This window comes from Streptomyces sp. NPDC111520, from assembly GCF_055635295.1.
In genome coordinates this window covers 529,417-547,049 of record NZ_JBVKBW010000003.1, presented here as the reverse complement: position 1 = coordinate 547,049, position 17,633 = coordinate 529,417, and the positions used below count along the sequence as shown (strand labels likewise).

Annotated in this window: 17 protein-coding genes; 6 read left to right on the top strand and 11 right to left on the bottom strand. The window is 70.7% G+C overall.

Features of this window, described 5'->3' with window-relative positions; all coding sequences use genetic code 11:
• Positions 1 to 71 precede the first annotated feature (71 nt).
• Entirely contained in the window at positions 72 to 854 is a 783-nt protein-coding gene (locus tag ACZ7MY_RS09950) for a FadR/GntR family transcriptional regulator (RefSeq protein ID WP_499600807.1), read from the top strand.
• On the opposite strand, the gene ACZ7MY_RS09945 is transcribed toward ACZ7MY_RS09950, so the two are convergent.
• The 8 genes from ACZ7MY_RS09945 to ACZ7MY_RS09910 form a co-directional block, all read right to left on the bottom strand.
• Positions 839 to 1,675 (bottom strand): amidohydrolase family protein, encoded by an 837-nt coding sequence (locus ACZ7MY_RS09945; RefSeq protein WP_499600806.1) that lies wholly within the window; start codon positions 1,673 to 1,675, stop codon positions 839 to 841. The genes ACZ7MY_RS09950 and ACZ7MY_RS09945 overlap by 16 nt on opposite strands.
• The gene (locus ACZ7MY_RS09940; protein WP_499600805.1) at positions 1,672 to 2,010 is read right to left on the bottom strand and encodes an L-rhamnose mutarotase; all 339 of its coding nucleotides are present in this window, start codon (positions 2,008 to 2,010) and stop codon (positions 1,672 to 1,674) included. The genes ACZ7MY_RS09945 and ACZ7MY_RS09940 overlap by 4 nt, the downstream gene beginning before the upstream one ends.
• Positions 2,007 to 3,188, bottom strand: a complete 1,182-nt coding sequence (locus tag ACZ7MY_RS09935) for a mandelate racemase/muconate lactonizing enzyme family protein (RefSeq protein ID WP_499600804.1) — start codon at positions 3,186 to 3,188, stop codon at positions 2,007 to 2,009. The genes ACZ7MY_RS09940 and ACZ7MY_RS09935 overlap by 4 nt, the downstream gene beginning before the upstream one ends.
• Positions 3,189 to 3,219: 31 nt before the next feature.
• Positions 3,220 to 4,122, bottom strand: a complete 903-nt coding sequence (locus ACZ7MY_RS09930; RefSeq protein ID WP_499600803.1) for a carbohydrate ABC transporter permease — start codon at positions 4,120 to 4,122, stop codon at positions 3,220 to 3,222.
• A 2-nt stretch (positions 4,123 to 4,124) separates the two neighbouring features.
• A complete protein-coding gene (locus ACZ7MY_RS09925) occupies positions 4,125 to 5,078 on the bottom strand; it encodes a carbohydrate ABC transporter permease (protein ID WP_499600802.1) in 954 nt (317 codons plus the stop codon).
• A gap of 1 nt (position 5,079) precedes the next feature.
• Positions 5,080 to 6,450 (bottom strand): ABC transporter substrate-binding protein, encoded by a 1,371-nt coding sequence (locus ACZ7MY_RS09920; RefSeq protein ID WP_499600801.1) that lies wholly within the window; start codon positions 6,448 to 6,450, stop codon positions 5,080 to 5,082.
• 658 nt (positions 6,451 to 7,108) lie between these two features.
• Entirely contained in the window at positions 7,109 to 7,870 is a 762-nt protein-coding gene (locus tag ACZ7MY_RS09915) for an SDR family oxidoreductase (protein ID WP_499600800.1), read from the bottom strand.
• Positions 7,867 to 8,886: a zinc-dependent alcohol dehydrogenase gene (locus ACZ7MY_RS09910; protein WP_499600799.1), complete on the bottom strand. Its 1,020-nt coding sequence runs from the start codon at positions 8,884 to 8,886 to the stop codon at positions 7,867 to 7,869. The genes ACZ7MY_RS09915 and ACZ7MY_RS09910 overlap by 4 nt, the downstream gene beginning before the upstream one ends.
• Before the next feature lie 104 nt (positions 8,887 to 8,990).
• Here ACZ7MY_RS09910 and ACZ7MY_RS09905 point away from each other — a divergent pair, with 104 nt between their 5' ends.
• From ACZ7MY_RS09905 to ACZ7MY_RS09890, 4 genes are all read left to right on the top strand, one after another.
• Complete coding sequence (locus ACZ7MY_RS09905; protein ID WP_499600798.1) at positions 8,991 to 10,037, top strand: aldo/keto reductase; 1,047 nt, start codon at positions 8,991 to 8,993, stop codon at positions 10,035 to 10,037.
• A 92-nt stretch (positions 10,038 to 10,129) separates the two neighbouring features.
• Positions 10,130 to 12,586, top strand: a complete 2,457-nt coding sequence (locus ACZ7MY_RS09900; protein WP_499600797.1) for a right-handed parallel beta-helix repeat-containing protein — start codon at positions 10,130 to 10,132, stop codon at positions 12,584 to 12,586.
• Complete coding sequence (locus ACZ7MY_RS09895) at positions 12,559 to 12,786, top strand: hypothetical protein (protein ID WP_499600796.1); 228 nt, start codon at positions 12,559 to 12,561, stop codon at positions 12,784 to 12,786. Before ACZ7MY_RS09900 ends, ACZ7MY_RS09895 begins: the two co-directional genes overlap by 28 nt.
• Before the next feature lie 204 nt (positions 12,787 to 12,990).
• Positions 12,991 to 13,605, top strand: a complete 615-nt coding sequence (locus tag ACZ7MY_RS09890) for a flavin reductase family protein (RefSeq protein ID WP_499600795.1) — start codon at positions 12,991 to 12,993, stop codon at positions 13,603 to 13,605.
• A 119-nt stretch (positions 13,606 to 13,724) separates the two neighbouring features.
• Here ACZ7MY_RS09890 and ACZ7MY_RS09885 read toward each other — a convergent pair whose 3' ends face one another.
• Entirely contained in the window at positions 13,725 to 14,750 is a 1,026-nt protein-coding gene (locus ACZ7MY_RS09885; protein WP_499600794.1) for an aldo/keto reductase, read from the bottom strand.
• 165 nt (positions 14,751 to 14,915) lie between these two features.
• On the opposite strand from ACZ7MY_RS09885, the gene ACZ7MY_RS09880 reads away from it, so the two are divergent.
• Positions 14,916 to 15,479: a TetR/AcrR family transcriptional regulator gene (locus ACZ7MY_RS09880; protein WP_499600792.1), complete on the top strand. Its 564-nt coding sequence runs from the start codon at positions 14,916 to 14,918 to the stop codon at positions 15,477 to 15,479.
• 7 nt (positions 15,480 to 15,486) lie between these two features.
• Here the strand turns inward: ACZ7MY_RS09880 and ACZ7MY_RS09875 are convergent, their stop codons facing one another.
• Positions 15,487 to 16,164 (bottom strand): response regulator transcription factor, encoded by a 678-nt coding sequence (locus ACZ7MY_RS09875; RefSeq protein WP_499600790.1) that lies wholly within the window; start codon positions 16,162 to 16,164, stop codon positions 15,487 to 15,489.
• The gene (locus ACZ7MY_RS09870; RefSeq protein WP_499600789.1) at positions 16,152 to 17,318 is read right to left on the bottom strand and encodes a sensor histidine kinase; all 1,167 of its coding nucleotides are present in this window, start codon (positions 17,316 to 17,318) and stop codon (positions 16,152 to 16,154) included. Before ACZ7MY_RS09870 ends, ACZ7MY_RS09875 begins: the two co-directional genes overlap by 13 nt.
• Positions 17,319 to 17,633: the final 315 nt, after the last annotated feature.

Below are 17,633 nucleotides of genomic sequence, written 5' to 3'. Positions count from 1 at the left end.
GGGATACTGGGCGCCGCAAGCTACCGGAACCTCTTCGACCGCGGTATTGACTGAGCGATAAGGTCATACGTATGCCAACCGAGCCGCAGCCCTCGACCCGTCTGTTCCCGCCACGCCTGCCGGCCGGCCGCCTGGGTGTCGCCGTCGTTGCCGAGCTCGTCGACCTCATCGTGACGGGCCAGTTGCAGGAAGGCCAGTTGCTGCCCCCGGAGGGTCCGCTGAGCGAGCACTTCGGCGTGAGCCGCACGGTGCTGCGGGAATCGGTGAAGCGGCTCGAGGAGAAGGGCCTGGTGATCGTCGCCCAGGGTCGCGGCACCCAGGTGCGGGCGCCGGGCTACTGGAACATGCTCGACCCGGTGGTGCTCTCCGCGCTGATCGACAACGACGAGACGCTCGGTGTCCTCGACGAGCTGACGATCGTGCGGGCGAGCCTGGAGTCGGCCATGGCGGGCGCGGTCGCCGGTTCCCGCAGCGCGGACGGTCTGCGGAGGCTGGAGAACGCGTTGAACACGATGCGTGAGAGCCAGACCGAGACGGACTCCTTCCGGCAGGCCGATGTGATGTTCCATTACGCGGTCATGGACCTCTCCGGCAACCGGCTCGCGGAGAACATCGCCAAGCACCTGTACAAACGCGCCGTGGAGTCCAGCCGCTACCAGGGCATCGACCCGCCCGACGCGTTCGCCCTGACGCTGAAGGAACACGCGGCGATCGTCGACGCCATCTCGCGGCAGGACGTCGCCGCGGCCCAGAAGGCGATGCACGACCACATCCACATCGCGTGGGAGCGCCGGCGGCTGCCCGACCACGCGCCGCGGGCGCGCGGCCGGGCGCGCGATCAGGCCAGCGAGTAGACGTCGGCCGCGTTGCCGCCGAACACACCGGCGCGTTCCGAGGCGGAGAGCCCGGGGAGCAGGGTTTCCAGAGCGCACTTCCAGGGCGCCACGCCCCCGCCGAGCTCGGCCAGCGGCCAGTCGGAGCCGTAGAGCAGACGCTCAGGGCCGAAGGAACCCAAAGCGATCATCACCGGGGCGGCGAGATCGTCTGCACGCCATGATCCGCAGGCGAGGCCCGACGTCAGTCCCGAGACCTTTGCGACGACGTTCGGTTGCCGTGCGAGCTGCCGCAGCCGCGCCGCCCACGTGGTCCTGTCCTGCCCGGGCCCGGGCGGACCGCCCAAGTGGTCGAGCACGAAGCGGAGTCCGTCGTGGCGCGCGGCCAGGCGGGTCGCCTGGGGGAGCTGCCACTCACGCACGACGAGGTCGAAGCAGAGACCCTCCCGCTCCAGCGCGCCGAGGCCCGCGCCGACGTCCTCACGCGTCAACCACTCCGGGTCCGGGTCGATGTGGGCCAGATGCCGCACCCCGACGACGGGGACAGCGGCGTTCTCGCGGATCCGGTCGAGCTGGGGTCCCACCTCCGCCGTGAGGTCGACCCACGCGACGAGGCCGGCGACGGCCGGCGAGTCCAGCGCGGCGAGCCGGATGCTCTCGTCGAGGCTGTTGCTCGACTGCACGACCACGGCAGCGTCGAGTCCGGTCGAGGCGAGCATCCCGCTCAGATCAACGGCCCCGAAGTCGCGGGCGACCGGTGCCATGGTCTCCGCGTCGATCCAGTCCTGCGGGTCCAGGGCCCGGTCCCACAGGTGCACATGGGCGTCGATGCCGGCGTTCATGCGAGGTGCCACACTTCCTCCACCGGCTGCCACAGCGCCCCGGGATCACGTTCCTCGGCGATCCTCACCTGGCACGGGTCGGTGTGGGTCCACCATTCCTGCGACACCGGGTCGTCGGCGATCCGCCGCATGTCCGCCTCGTGGTCCTCGCCGACGTACTCGTAGTAGGCGAAGAGGATGTCGCCGAAGACGAAGATGCTGTAGTTGCGTATGTTGCACTCGGTGAGCTTTCGCTCGACGCCCGGCCAGACGGCACGGTGCAGCGCCAGGTACTCATCGCGCTTCTCGGGCCGCACGCCCACGACGAAGGCCCTGCGCTCGGGGGAACGGGTCATGAGAGTCGGCCTCCGCGGTACGACGGGTTCTCCATCACGTCCGGCTCGGCCACCAGCCGCAGGGCGGCCCGCTCGGGCCGGATGTGCGGTCCGGTCAGCGCCGGCAGGGGCGCCGGGCCGTCGGCCGGGGACATCTTCGACTCGTCGACGACGATCCCGATGCCCGGCCGGTCGCCCAGGACGATGCCTCCGTCGTCGAACTGCTGGTCGACGTCCAGACCTACGGGGAAGACGAGGTCCTGGACCTCGAAGGTCAGAAGGTTCGGCACGGCGGCGGCCGCGTGCGCCACCGGGTTCGCGTTGTACGCGACGGGACTCACCGGCAGGTCGTGGGCGTGCGCGAGCGTCGCGACGCGCAGGAAGTGGGTGATCCCCCACACGTTGCCGACCTGCACGATGTCGACCGCGTTGGCGTCGAGCAGGGGGCGGTACTGCTCCAGCCCCGTCAGGTTCTCGCCGCTCGCGATCGCCGCCCGTACCTTCCCGCGCAGCGAGGCCATGCCGGCCGCGTCCCACCGGCGCAGCGGCTCCTCCACCCAGGTGAGGTCCATCCGCTCCTCGATGGCCGCGACGTACCGGGCCGCCTGGGCGTGGTTCCATGCCTCGTTGGCGTCGAACATCAGAGCCGGCCGGCGGGCGTTGCGGCTGAGGACGTCGCGCATGATCTCCAGCCGGGGCAGGTCGCGGTCGAGGTCGCGGCCGCCCTTGAGCTTGCCGGCCTTGAACCCGCGCTCCGCGAACCGGCCGTAGAGGCTGGCGAGTTCGTCGTCGGTCAGGCCGTACTCGAGGCCGGACGCATACCCGGGGACGAAGCGCTCGCGGGCGCCGAGGGTCCGCCAGAGCGGCTCGTCGGCGGCCTTCGCCTTGATGTCCCAGAGGGCCATGTCGACGGCCCCGATGGTGCCGAAGGTGGATCCCGAGTGGCCGGCCTTGAACACCCAGTCGAGCATCCGGTCGTAGAGCGCCGTGACCGACCGCGGGTCGTCCCCCTCGATCGCGGGGAAGACCCGGGCGATGTCGGCGTGGGACCCGAGGCCGACTCCCTCGATCCCGGCGTCTGTCTCGATGACGAGGACCGGGACTGGTGTGGCGTGGCCGGGCTGGACACCGTTGACGTCCCCGGTGATCCTGCCCCAGTCGTGAACGGTGCTCAGACTGCGGTACCCGGTGATCTTCATCGGCGGTGGTTCTCCTTGCGTGTGCGAGCGGTCATTCCTTGGTTCCTCCTGCTGTCATGCCCGCGACCAGGAATCGCTGGGAGAACAGGAAGACGACCAGGACGGGCAGGATCGACACGATCGTTCCCAGCGCCAGGGTGGGCAGTTGGACGGAGTCGGATCCCGCGGAACTGGGGTTGAAGGCCGGGGTCGAAGCCAGCAGCGAGGTGAGCCCGACCTGGACGGGGTAGCCGTCGCTCGAGGGCAGCATGACGAACGGGAGGAAGAAGTTGTTCCAGTTCTGCACGAAGCTGAAGAACGCCACCAGGGCGACGATCGGGGCGGCCAGCGGAAGGGCGACCCGGGTGAAGACCTGGAACCCGTTGCAGCCGTCGATGCGCGCGGCCGCGAGGATGTCACGGGGGATGCTGGTCGAGAAGTAGATGTAGGTGAGGTAGACGCCGAACGGGAAGAACGACATGGGCAGGATCACCGACAGCGGGCTCCCGATCAGGCCGATGCTGTTCAGCTCGAGGAAGATGGGCAGCACCAGCGCGGTGTTGGGGATCAGCATGACGACGAGTGTCAGCACGAGCAGCGCCTGCCGAAGCCTGAACTCCGTGAGCGCGAGCGCGTAGCCGGCGGGGATGCTCACGAGGAGCGTGATCACCAGAGCGCCGACCGCGTACAGCGCGGAGTTGCCGATCCAGGTCGTCACCGCCCCGTCCTGGAAGCCGAACAACTGGTGCCAGTTGGTGGCGAGGTCCGACCACGACCCGATGGAGAACGGGTTGCCGACGACGAGCGTCTTCGAGGACTTCGTGACCGCGAGGAGCAGCCAGATGATCGGAACCGCGAAGAACAGGACGAAGACGGCGAGCAGGACGCCGATGATGGACCGACCGCTCCACCCGCTGAGGCTCGGCCGGCGGCGATCGGCGGAGAGTGCTGCCATGGTCATTCCTTCTCGAAGAGGCCGCCGCGGGTCACGAACACCCAGGACAGCAGGAGTGCGACGACCAGCAGGATCAGCGAGATCGCGGCCGCGCCGTTGAAGTCGTTCTGCTGGAAGGCGTACTGGTAGGCCAGCTGGTTGAGCGAGTAGTCGTTGGGCACCACCGCGTTGCTGGCCTGGCTGAGCAGCTGTGGCTCGACGAACAGCTGGGTGCCGGCCGCGAGCGACATGACGCCCATGTACGCGACCCACTTGCGCAGCATCGGCAGCTGGATCCGCAGCGCGATCTGCACGGCGTTCGCACCGTCGATGCGGGCGGCCTCGATCACGTCGGTGCTGATGTTGTTGAGCGCTCCGTACATGATGAGGATCCATCCGCCCGCTCCGGTCCAGAACGCGATGATCGCGAAGATCGCCGGGAGGTGACCGGGCTGGATCACCTGCACGAAGCTGTCGAACCCCATCGCCGAGAGCAGACCGCTGACCGGGCTCGCGGTCGGATCGAGGACGAAGAGCCACAGCAGCACGCTGGAGGCGCCCGCGAGCGCGCCCGGCAGGTAGTAGACGAAGCGCAGGGTCGTGCTCACCCACCGCACACTCACGGCGTGGACCACCAGCGCCAGGCCGACGACGAGGACGACCAGCGCGAGGAGCCAGATGACGAGGTAGACGGTCACGTGGGACACGGCCGGCCAGAACCGGAAGTCGCCCACGACCTTGGTGAAGTTGTCGAAGCCCGCGAATCCGCCGTCGGCGTTCGTGAAGGCCAGGACCACCGCGTAGAGCGAGGGGACGATCCCGAAGGCGACGGCGAACAGCGCGTAGGGCGAGACGAAGAGGTAGCCGATGGGACTGCGGGCGAAGGCGCGGCCGGGCGGCCGGCCGCCGCTCCGGCCCGACCGCCGGCGCCCTGGGGCGTCGACGGCCGGCCGGTCACTCGGGGGAGCGAGGGTCATGTCACTTCACCGTGTATCCGTTGACCTTGGCCTGGTTCGCGATCGCCGTCTGCCAGTCCGGAAGCAGGTCCACGATCGACGTGCCGCCCGTGACCCCCGGGGTGATCGTCTTCGCCCAGATCGCCTCCTGGCTGAAGGTGGGGTAGCCCCAGCCGTCCCAGACCTGCGACGCCGCGGTCACCACCGGCTCCAGCGGGGTGGCGTAGTACTTGCTCGCCTCCTGCTTGGCGACCCACTTCTGCGCGGCGGGCGCGTACGCCGGGTACCCCGGTGCGACATCGACCTGGTACGCGTCGTCCGTGGTGACGAACTGGACGAACTTCTCGGCGGCCTTCAGGTTCTTGGAGTGGCTGGAGACGAACCAGGTGCCGCCGCCCACGTTGCCGGTCGCGGCCTCGCTCTCGCCCTTCCACGGCAGCGGCGCGGCGACGCCGAGCTGCCCGGCCTTCACATTGAGCGACTGCGGGTTGTTGAAGATCGCGCCGGCGTACCAGGCCGGACCCGGCATCATCAGGACCTTGCCCGTGTACTTCTTCAGGAACTCGGGAGTGAACACGCTGACCACCGGCACCGTTCCGTTGCCGCGGAGGGTGTCGAGCATCGAGGCCGCCCGCTTGCACTCGGCCGAGTCCGTCTTGACGGTGACGGACTTGGGGCCTGTCACGTTATTGGCCTGGCACTTGCTCCCCCACATGAACACCTCGGGCGTCCAGGCGTCCCCGGCCGTCCCGACGATGTAGCCGGGGTGCTCCTTGGCGACCTTCTCGCCGAGCGCCTGGTACTCCTCCCAGGTGGTCGGGAGGGCGTAGCCGAACTTGTCCAGCTGGGACTTGTCGTACCAGAGCACCGCCTGCGCGAGGTCGTTGCGCAGGCAGTACACGCGGCCCTCGACCGTGCACGGGTTGAGCGAGCCCGGGGTGAAGTTGCCGAGCGTGTCCTTCGGGACCAGGCCCTTGTCGAGCACCGCGGCGAACGCCTGCTTGCCGCCGTTCTTCTGGCTGGCCCACGACGCGTCGTTGTTCTGGCTGGAGAAGACGACATCGGGCCAGCCGCTGCCGGCGCGGTCGAAGAGCTGCATCTTCGTCCGGAAGGAGTTGGACCCGTTGGCCGAGCCGTCGTAGGTGACGACCTTGATCTTGGTGTCCGGGTTCTTCGCCTGGAACGCCTTCGTGGCGGCCTGCCGGTCGGCGTCCACCCAGACGGTGATCGTCGAGGAGGCCTCCTGCTTGGCTTCGGGGAAGCCGTACTCCCCGTTCGCCGAGCTGCCCTGGCCGCCGCAACCAGCGAGGGCCAGCAACGCCGTTGCGGCGCATATCACGGCGACGGTCGGCGCCTTACGGCGCGAACGCACCACAGTATGGATTCCGGCCATGGGATGTCCTTGTCTTGTCGACTTCTCTGACGACTCCGCGCGAGGACTGTAGAACATACGTATGATGTTTGTCACGGGCTGGAGCAGCATCATCTTGAGCAGTTGCCCTCGGGGGCTTGGTGGTTGGGGGTCGCGAGGCTGGAACGAGGCCCTGGAGGAACTGGTGCCGCCGCGTCGTACGCGCTCCCGTGGACTCAGTTCAACTCGGCTGGATCGAGCGGTGGTTGTGTACGCCGCCCGGGCTGGGTCAGAGGCGTACTGCCACGCGGACGATGCGGGATCCGCCCGCTCCTCGACTACGGCCTGCACCGCGTCCATGCCGACCACGACCGCCATCTCGCGGCGCGTCAACGGTCCTTGACCGAGCGGGAGCCGGTCCGAGAGCGCGGGCGGAATGACCGGACGCTCCGCGGGCGGTACCTACCGGGCCGGCTCCTCACGCCGACCGGCACCCATGACGCGTCGCGGGGCCGGTCGGCGCGTCGCGATCGACGACCTTCGTGCCGACACCGTTGCCTCCGGCGCCGTCAACGCCCCGCGGACGGAGGGCGACGGTCCCGGCACGTCCCACCCGGCGCCTCATGCCGAGCAGGCCGCCGACGCCGGCGGCGGAACGGCCCTGCCGCCTCCCCGAAGGGCGGCAGGTACCCGTCCGGCCCTATCGGCCGAGCCAGCCACCGTCGACCGGCAGGATCGTCCCGGAGACGTAGCGCGCGGCGTCCGACGCCAGGAACACGGCGGCGCCGGCGATGTCCTCCGCCGTGCCCCACCGTCCCGCCGGGATCCGCTCCAGGATCGCGCGGGACCGGTCGGGGTCGTCCTGGAGCGCCCGGGTGTTGTCGGTCGCGATGTAGCCGGGGGCGATGCCGTTGACGGTGACACCGCGTCCGGCCCACTCGTTCGAGAGCGCCCGGATCAGACCCGCCGCACCGGACTTGGCGGCCGCGTAACCCGGCACGTTGATCCCGCCCTGGAAGGAGAGCAGGGAGGCGGTGAAGACGATGCGCCCGTACCGCGCGTCCAGCATCCGCCGCCCGAGGACCTGGCTGAGCACGAACGTGCTCGTGAGATCGACTTCGAGCACCTCGTCGAACCATTCCAGGCAGTGGTCGGCGGCGGGAGCGCGGCGGATGGTCCCCGCGTTGTTGACCAGGATGTCCACCGGGTGCTCGCCCGCGGCCAGTTCGTCGGCGAACCGGGTCACCTGCCGCCGGTCCGCGAAGTCGACGCGGTGTCCCGAGAACTCCCGGCCGAGCGCGCGTACGCGGTCGCCGATCGCCGACGACGCCGGATCGAGGGTGGCGGAGACGGCGACGATGTCGGCACCGGCCGCGGCCAGGGCCTCGGCGACGGCGAACCCGATGCCCCGCTTGGCCCCCGTCACGACCGCCAGACGTCCGGTCAGGTCGAACGGGTTCATGACGCGCTCACCTCGACGAGCAGCTTCATCGCCTGCCCGGTTTCGAGGGTGTCGAAGGCCGAGGCGACCTCACCCAGGGGCACGACGCCCGTGATGAGCTTCCCGGCCGGGACGGCGCCCCCGGCGACGAGCTCCACGGCGCGCTCGAAGTCCTGGCGCTGGTAGACCCGTGCCCCGAGCAGCCTCAACTCCCGCCAGAACACGCGGTGCAGGTCGACGGGGCGCGGCTGCGGGTGGATGGCCACCACCACGAGCGTGCCGCGGACCTTCGCCAGGCTCGTGGCGCCGAGAACGGCGGCGGCCGAACCGGAGACCTCGAACACGACGTCCGCTCCGGCGCCGTCCGTCCACTTCTCCACCCAGGCGACCTGGTCGACCGTCGAGGGGTCCAGCGTCGTGAGTCCCATCTCCTGCGCGGCGGCCCGCCGGGTCGGGTCGATCTCGGCGATCACGACCTCGGCACCGGACGAGGCGGCGACGAGCGCGATCAGAACACCGATCGGACCCGCACCGATGACGACCGCCTTGTCGCCCGCGGCCAGTCCGGAACGCCGTACGTCGTGGACCGCGACCGCGACGGGCTCCACCAGCGCGGCGTCCCGCAGAGGCAGCGCCGCGGGCAGCCGCACGAGTGCCGACGCCGGTACGGTCCAGTACTCCTGAAGGGCTCCGGGGCTGTCGATGCCCATGAAGTCCAGGTTCTGGCAGATGTGTTCGTTCCCCGCCCGGCAGGCCGGGCATGTGCCGTCCCAGGCAAGCGGCATGACGGTCACCGCGTCACCCGCCGACCAGCCCTCCACGCCCGCGCCGAGGGCCGCGATCGTGCCCGACATCTCGTGCCCGATGGTCGCCGGCCTGTCGACCCGGCCGTCCATGTCCCCGTGGAACACATGGAGGTCCGTGCCGCAGATCCCGACGTAGGCCACAGCGACCTGGACCTCCCCCGCACGCGGCTCAGCCGGTTCCAGCTCCTCGACCGTGATCGTGCGCGCGCCTGTGTAACGTGCCGCCAACATGCCGCTCGGCCCTCCTCGCTCCGTCGCGGGCCGTCCCGGCCCGCAGCCCTGCGCACCCTAGCAGGAAACATCATACGTATGCTGTCACCGCTATAGTCGCCCGCATGACCAGCGAACCGCCGCCGCGCGACCCCGCATCCACGCAGCAGACGCTCCCGACCCGGGCCTTGCGCACCGGGCACCGGCTCACGGAATTGGGCCTGGGCGCGGCCCAGTTCGGCAACCTGTTCACCGAGACGACCGACGACGCGTCGCATCGCGCCGTCGGCACCGCGGCCGAGGAGGGGATCGGCTACTTCGACACCGCGCCGCATTACGGCCTCGGGCTCTCCGAACGCCGCCTGGGGAACGCCCTGCGTGCGGTGACCGTGCGAGGTGCGGTCATCTCCTCGAAGGCCGGGCGCCTGCTCGTGGACAGCCCGGAAACGGCTCACCGGCCCGACGACGACGGGTTTGTCGTGCCGGCGGCGAAGAGACGGGTCTGGGACTTCAGCCGCGACGGGATCCTCCGGTCCGTCGAGGAGTCACTGGCACGGCTCGGGACGGACCGGCTCGACATCGCATACCTGCACGACCCGGACAAGCACTGGGGGCCGGCGTCGTCGAGCGGGATCGCCGCTCTGGCCGAGCTCCGGGAGCAGGGCGTCGTCGGTGCCATCGGCGTCGGCATGAACCAGGCCGCGATGCCGGCCGAGTTCGTCAGGCGGACCGACGTCGACGTGGTGATGGTCGCCGGGCGCTTCACCCTGCTCGACCAGTCGGCGCTGGACGATCTGCTGCCCGTCGCCGCCGCCCGCGGTGTCGGCGTCGTCGCGGCGGCGGTCTACAACTCCGGGCTGCTGAGCAGCGCGGCCGTCGACGGTTCGGCGCCGTATGACTACGGGGCTGCGCCGCGGGCCGTCGTCGAACGTGCCGTCCGCATCGCGGCGGTCTGCGAGCGGTACGGCGTGGAGCTGCCCGCGGCCGCCGTCCAGTACCCGCTGCGCCATCCCGCGGTCGTCTCGGTGGTGACGGGGATGCGCACCGAGGAGCACGTGCGCAGCAACGTCGCGCGGTACCGGGCGGTGATCCCGGACGCGCTGTGGGAGGAGCTGCACGTCACCGGGCTCGTCCCCGACCCGGTCCGGGCAAGTCGGTTCTCCAGGGCTTGAGTTAGAACGTCATATGTATCTTGTCGCAAACATAATACGTATGCTAACTCTGTGGCGGGCATCAACGCCCCTATCACAGGAAGCGATCGAACATGACATCGACGTCAGACTCGACACGCTCGGTGAGCAGACGATGGAGACGCCGGACGGGCACCCTCGCGGCGCTCGGCGCCTGCGCCGTCATCGCATCGGCGCTCATTCCTCTTCAGGCTCAGGCCGCGCCCCGGGCGGAGTACTTCGCCGCACCGGACGGCAAGGACGCCGGGCACTGCAGCCAGTCGCAGCCGTGCTCGCTGGAGCGGGCGCAGCATGTCGTCCGCCCGGCCGCCAAGCACGGTGACGTAGTCGTCCACCTCGCCGACGGCACCTACCGCCTGTCCGAGCCGCTGCGGTTCGGACCCGACGACGACGGCGGCGACCACACCGTCCACTGGGCCGCCGAACCCGGCGCACATCCCGTCGTCACCGGCGCCTCGGAGGTCTCCGGCTGGTCCAAGTCCGCTGCGGGGTCCGGCATCTGGGAGGCGGATACCCCCAGCGGCCTCGACACCCGCCAGCTCTACGTGAACGGCGTGATCGCCCCCCGCGCCGCCATCCGCCTGGCCAACGCGGACGTCACTCCCACCGCGACGGGTCTGACCTTCAAGAACCCGGCCCTGAGCTACCTCGCCACGCTCCCCGACCAGGGGCGCATCGAGTTCGAGTCCCTCGGTGACTTCACCAACCGCTACTCCCCGGTGCAGAGCATCAGCGCCACCGGGATCACGATGGCGCAGCCGGCCTGGGACAACAACACCTGGGGCTGGGACACCGTCCAGAACTCGTTCCTGGCCGGTCCGAGCTGGTACCTCGACAACTCACTGAGCTTCCTCACCCAGGTCGGCCAGTGGTACATATCGCCGGACGCCGGGAAGCTCTACTACAAGCCGGCGGACGGGGTCGACCCCAACCAGCTCGACATCGAGCTGCCCCGCCTGCAGACGCTGGTCAGCATCGGCGGGACGTACGACGAGCCCGTGACCGGTCTGTCCTTCGAGGGCATCCAGTTCTCCGGGACCTCCTGGCTCGGCCCCTCGACCGACGGGTACGCGGACCAGCAGAACGGCCTGTTCATCAAGGGCACCTACGACTACCGCCCCGCCGACGCCTTCACCAACTGCTCGCGCGGTTGTGAGATGTTCGAACGAGCCCGCACCAGCTGGTACCAGGAGCCCGCCGCCGTCCAGGTCTCCGCCGCCGCCCGCATCTCGTTCACCGGCAACACGTTCACCAACCTCGGCCAGTCGGCGCTGGGGATCGGGAACGATGCCAACGCCATGGCCACCGGAGTCGGGCTGGGCGCTGCCGACGTCGAGGTGGTCGGCAACCGGTTCACGGAGAACAGCGGGCACGGCGTCGCGGTCGGCGGCGTGCTGCCTGACGCACACCACCCCAGTGATCCGAGGATGACCAACCGGAACGTCCTGATCTCCGACAACACGATCAACCGTGTGGCGGTGGACTACAAGGACAACAGCGGCATCCTCAGTACCTACGTCACCGGCGCCCGCATCCTGCACAACGAGGTCTCCAACGTCCCCTACGACGGCATCGACACCGGCTACGGCTGGGGCATCAACGACGCCGGGGGCTCGAACGACTACGTCGACCGCGGCTACTACAAGTGGAACACGCAGTACACGACGCCGACGACGCTCAAGGACAACCGCGTCGAGGGCAACCTCGTGCACAACACCAAGGCCCGCTTCGCCGACGGAGGGTCGGTCTACAACCTCTCCGCGAGCCCGGGAACCGTGGTCACCAAGAACTACCTGTTCAACATCTCGGGAGTCGGCCTCTACCTCGACGAGGGCACGCGCTCGACCACGTACGAGAACAACGTGGTCCAGGGCGGTTCCTTCCTCTTCACCAACGCGTACAGCCTCCGCAACAACACCAGTGACAACGTCATCCAGAACAACTGGTACAACTCCGGTGGAGCCTCGACGCCGAACGCCGCGGCGCACAACAACCAGCTGATCAACAACGTGAAGGTCAACGGCGCCGGCTGGCCCGCGGGCGCACGGGACGTGATCTGCCAGGCCGGTGTCGCGCCGCAGTACCGCACGTCGCTCAACGCGAACCAGTTCGGCTTCAGCGGGTGCCCGGCCGGCGGACCGGTCGCCCCCGCCTTCCGCACCGCGGGAGGTTCGGCCGTCGGCTCGTACTTCGGCCAGAACGGCAAGGCGTTCGGGATCGCGGCGGCCGGCGCCGACGTGTGGGGCGCCGGCGGTCAGCACGACGACCAGTTCGGCTCGATCTACCGGTCCGGCTTCAAGGCCGACTCGAGCGTGTCCACCCGGGTCGTGTCGGTCAACGACGCCAACGCCTGGGCCAAGTCCGGGGTCATGGTCCGCAACGACATGACCAAGGCGGGCAGTTCCGCCGGGTACGCTGTGGTCGCCGTCACCGCCCGTAACGGCGTGGTGTTCGAGTGGGACGCCAACGGTGACGGGTACCTGGACACCGACGCCGTGCCGGGGTGGACATCTACCGTCCCATCTGGGTGAAGCTCACCCGCTCGGGCACCTCGTTCAGCGCCTCGTACTCCTACGACGGCGCCAACTACGTCCCGATCGGTCAGCCCGTGACGCTGGCCTCGGCCGCGGCGACGCAGGACGCGGGCATCTTCTCCACGTCCCACGACGTCACCCAGTCGGCGATCAACCAGTTCGACTCCGCCTCCATCCAGGGCGCGACGATGCCGTAGGCACCGCTCACGGTGGGTCGGCGAGGGGGGCGCGCCGAGTCCGGCCGGGTCGTGCGGGGTGGGTGCACGCCCGCCCCGCACGGCCTTCCGGCCCCGTGCGGCGGCCGCATTCAACGGAGGTCGCACACGCACGGTGGCCGGAACCTCCGGCCGGGCGGACAGGTCGGTGAGGATCCGTACCCGCCGAGGGGGATACTGTCGGCCATGCGTATCGATTTCGATCCCGAGGCCATGGGCCGGACCCCGTTCTACAAGCTCCTGACCTCGGTGGTCGTCCCGCGCCCCATCGCCTGGGTCTCGACGCTCAGCGAGGCGGGGACGGCCAACCTCGCACCGCACTCCTTCTTCACCGTCGCGTGCGTCAGCCCGCCGGTGGTGCAGTTCACCTCCGTGGGACGGAAGGACTCGCTGCGCAACATCGAGGAGACCCGGCAGTTCGTGGTCAACCTCGCGCCCGAGCACCTCTTCGAGCAGATCAACGCCACCGCCACCGACTTCCCGCGCGGCGTCAGCGAGTTCGACGCGGTCGGCATCGCCCGCGAGCCCAGCCGTGCCGTCAAGCCGCCGCGTGTGGCCGCCTCGCCCGTCGCCCTGGAGTGCGAACTGCACAGCACGGTCACCCTCGGCGACTCCACCGTGGTCTTCGGCCGTGTCGTGCACGCCGCGGTCTCCGAGGCCGCGATGGCCGAGGGCCACCCCGACGTCCGCAAGCTCCGCCCGCTGGCCCGCCTCGGCAAGGACGAGTGGGGCACGACCGGCGAGGTCCTGGAGATCTCCCGCATCCGCTACGCCGACTGGCCGGGCGTCGTCCAGGGCTAGCCGGGAGCGGTCCGTCGGGCCCGGATCGGCCGGCCCGGGCCGGCGGTGGTGACGCCGCCGGCCGCACCGACCACCCCCGGTGCCGTCGCCGGCGCGGGGACCGGCCCCCTGGTCGGGCGTCAGGCGCGGCGGCGGCGCAGGGACGGGTCGAGCAGGGCCGGCGGGGTGTCGAACTTCTCGTGCGGGGCGAGGTCGAGGCCGGGGGCGACGATCTCGTCGATCGCGTCGAGCAGGTCGTCGCCGAGCACGGTGTCCGCGGCGGCGAGGTGGGCCCGCAGGTGGTCCGGGGTGCGGGGGCCGATGATCGCGGCGGTGACGGCGGGGTGCGCCGTCACGAAGCCGAGGGCGAGCTGGACCATGGTCAGGCCGGCGCCGTCGGCGAGCGCGGCGAGCCGCTCCACGGCGTCGAGCCGGGCCCGGTTGGCCGGGAGCGCGGTGTCGAAGCGCTCCGGCATGAAGGACGAGCGGCTGGTGGTGACCGCGCGGCCCTCGCGGATCGCCCCGGACAGCCAGCCCGAGGCCAGCGGGCTCCACGCCAGCACGCCGAGGCCGTACTCCTCGGCCACCGGCAGCACATGGGTCTCCGCACCGCGCTGGAGGACGGAGTAGCCGGGCTGTTCGGTGACGTAGCGGCCCAGGTGGTGTTCGCGGGCGGCCCACTGGGCCTGCACGATGCGGTACGCGGGGAAGGTCGAGGAGCCGAAGTAGCGGATCTTGCCCGCGCGTTGCAGGTCGGTCAGGGCCGACAGGGTCTCCTCGTCGGCGGTGGCCGGGTCCCACCGGTGGATCTGGTAGAGGTCGACGTGGTCGACGCCGAGCCGGCGCAGGCTGTCCTCCAGCGCTCTGACGAGCCAGCGGCGGGAACCGCCGCGGTGGTTGCGCTCCTCGCCCATCGGCATGGCCGCCTTCGTGGCCAGCACGATGTCGTCCCGGCGGCCGGCGAGTGCCTTGCCGACCATCTCCTCCGACTCGCCTGCGCCGTACATGTCGGCGGTGTCGATGACGTTGATCCCCGCCTCGACGGCGGCGTCGACGAGGGCGGTGGCCTCGTCCTGTGTGGTGCGCCCGATGCTGCCGAAGTTCATCGCGCCGAGCGCGAGGGAACTGACCTGCACACCGGTGCGGCCCAAGGTGCGGTACTGCATGAGCGTGTTCTCCCTTGCGGGTGGGTGGCGTCGCGCGGCGCAAGCGCGCACGGATTGGTCCCGGGGCGAGCGCCCTGGCATCATGAGGAAACGGAACCTCGTTCCATTAAAGATACGGAACGTGGTTCCGTTTTGGCAAGCACGGTTCGTGGGAGGAGCGGCACGGTGGTCGAGAGGTCCCCGCGGGCGGACGCCCGGCGCAATCAGGAGAGCCTGCTCGAGGCGGCCGCCGCGGCCTTCGTCGCGTCGGGCGTGGAGGCCCCCGTACGCGACATCGCCGCCCGGGCCGGTGTCGGGACGGGCACCATCTACCGCCACTTCCCGACCCGCGCGGACCTGATCGTCGCCGTCTACCGGCACCAGGTCGACGCCTGCGCCGAGGCCGCGCCCGCGCTGCTGGCGGGCGGCGCGAGCCCGTACACCGCGCTGGCCCGGTGGATCGACCTCTTCGTCGACTTCCTGGTGACCAAGCACGGGCTCGCCGCCGTGCTGCGGTCCGACAACGCCGGCTTCGAGGCGCTGCACGCCTACTTCCTCGACCGCCTCCTGCCCGTGTGCTCCGGACTGCTCGACGCGGCCGCCGCCTCGGGCGAGATCCGCTCCGACGTGGAGGCGTACGCGCTCATGCGGGGCGTCGGGAATCTCTGCATCGGCGCGGAGGCCGATCCGCGCTACGACGCGCGCCGCCTGGCCGGGCTCCTCGTCGCCGGCCTGCGCCGGGGCGACTGACCCGTCGTCAGGCCAGGCCGGCCCGGTACACCACCAGGGCGATCTGGACGCGGTTGTTCAGGCCGAGCTTGGTGAGGATGTGGGACACGTGCGCCTTCACGGTGGCGACGCTCATGTACAGCGCCGCCGAGATCTCGGCGTTGGTCCTGCCCTGCGCCACCGCGAGCGCGACCTCCCGCTCCCGCTGCCCCAGGAGGCCGAGCAGCCGTTCCGCCTCGCCCCGGTCGGCGGTGCCCGCGCCGCCGGCCTCGTCGCCGGGGGCCGTGACGGCCCCGATGAGCTGTTTGACGGCGGCCGGGGAGAGGACCGGCTCGCCCGCCACGACGTTCCGCACCGCGGCGACGATCTGGGCGGGCGGCGTGTGCTTGAGGACGTAGCCCGCCGCGCCCGCCCGCAACGCCTCCAGGACGTAGCCGTCCGTCGTGAACGTCGTCAGGATCAGCACCTCGGGCGGCCGGGGCCTGCGCCGCAGTTCGGCGGTGGCGCTCAGACCGTCCATCCGCGGCATCCGGATGTCCATCAGGACGAGGTCGGGCCGGTGGGCGTCGACCAGCGGCAGGACCTCCGTGCCGTCGGCGGCCTCGGCGACCACCTCGATGTCCTGCGCGCCGGACAGCATCATGCGCAGGCCCGAGCGCACCAACGGGTCGTCGTCCACGATCAGGACGCGGGTCACCTCGTCCACGGCAGCCGGACCTCGAGCGCGAAACCGGTGGCGGTGAGGGTGCGCCGCACGGTGCCGCCCGCCAGGGCCGCCCTCTCCTCCATCCCGACGAGGCCCTGACCGGCGCCCGCGGGGTGCGCGGCGCGGTCCGGCCGTACCGGGTTGCGGGCCGTGATGGTCAGCCCCTGCCGGGCCCCGCCGGTCAGCGACAGCCGCAGCGGGCCGTCCGGGGCGTGCTTGCGGTGGTTGGTGAGCGCTTCCTGCAGGATGCGGTACGCGGCTCGGCTCGTGGCCGGGTCCATGGTCGTCAGGTCCTCCGTGTCCTGGTGCAGCTCGACGGTGGCGCCGGCCGCGCGTGACTCCTCGACCAGCAGCTCCAGGTCGGCCACCGCGGGCTGCGGCGGCTCGGCGTGCGCGCTGACCGTGGGGGTGCGCAGGACGCGCAGCACGTCCTGCAGGTCCTCCAGCGCCTGGCCCGCGCTCTGCCGGATCACCCCGGCCGCCTCGGCGACCTGGGCCGGCGACGCGGTGGGGTGGAACTCCAGCGCCCCCGCGTGCACGCTGAGCAGCGTCAGCCGGTGTGCCAGCACGTCGTGCATCTCCCGGGCGATCTCCTCCCGGGCGTGCTGCCGGGCCTGCTCGGCCCGCAGGTCCGCCTCCCGCTCCGCCCGCGCGGCCCGCTCCCGCACCCCGGCCACGTACAGGCCCCAGCCGACGGCGCCGCCCACGCACGCCACCGCGGACACCGCCGCGGCGGCGGTCAGCGGCCCGGAGTACGAGGCGAGCACGGACTGCGCGAGCACGGGCAGCAGCGCCACCGCGGTGACCAGGAGCGTGGTCCGCGGGGGACGGGTGGCGGCCACGGTGAACAGCGCCACCAGCAGCGGGACGACCACCGGGCAGACCACCGTCAGCGCCACGAGGGCCAGGGCCAGCGCGACCGGGTGACGCCGGCGCCAGAACAGGGCCACGCAGGCCGGCAGGGCGATCGTCTGGAACGGGCGTGCGCCCGGCAGCAGGGAGGTGAATGAGGCGCCGCTGGACAGCTGCGGGTACACGTGCTGCCCCGACTGCTGCACCCGCATGACGAGCACCGTCAGCCCGGCGGCCGCGACCACCACGCCCGCGTCCATGAGCCGCGGATGCCCGTGCAGGGCCCGTCTCACATCGATCACGCACGCAACCGTAAGCGCCGTCCCGGCCCGCATCAAAACATATCGGGCGTCCTCGGCGGACTTCTATACCAAAGTATAGGGAAGCCCACCGCACATCGTTCCTTCGGACGGGAAAGGCCGCCACCTGCGGCCGAATTCCCGGGTCCCCGCGGTCCGTACTTTTGCGGCCACGACCCTCGGGAAATTCACCGGCCATTTCGACCTCCCCCGAATTCCGGCGGCCGGCGGCCTTCGCCCTACCTCGGGCGTGATCGGGAGCGTCGGGAGCCACCGCTCCGGCACGGCCTTCGTGTGCGGAAATGTCGCCCTCGCCTT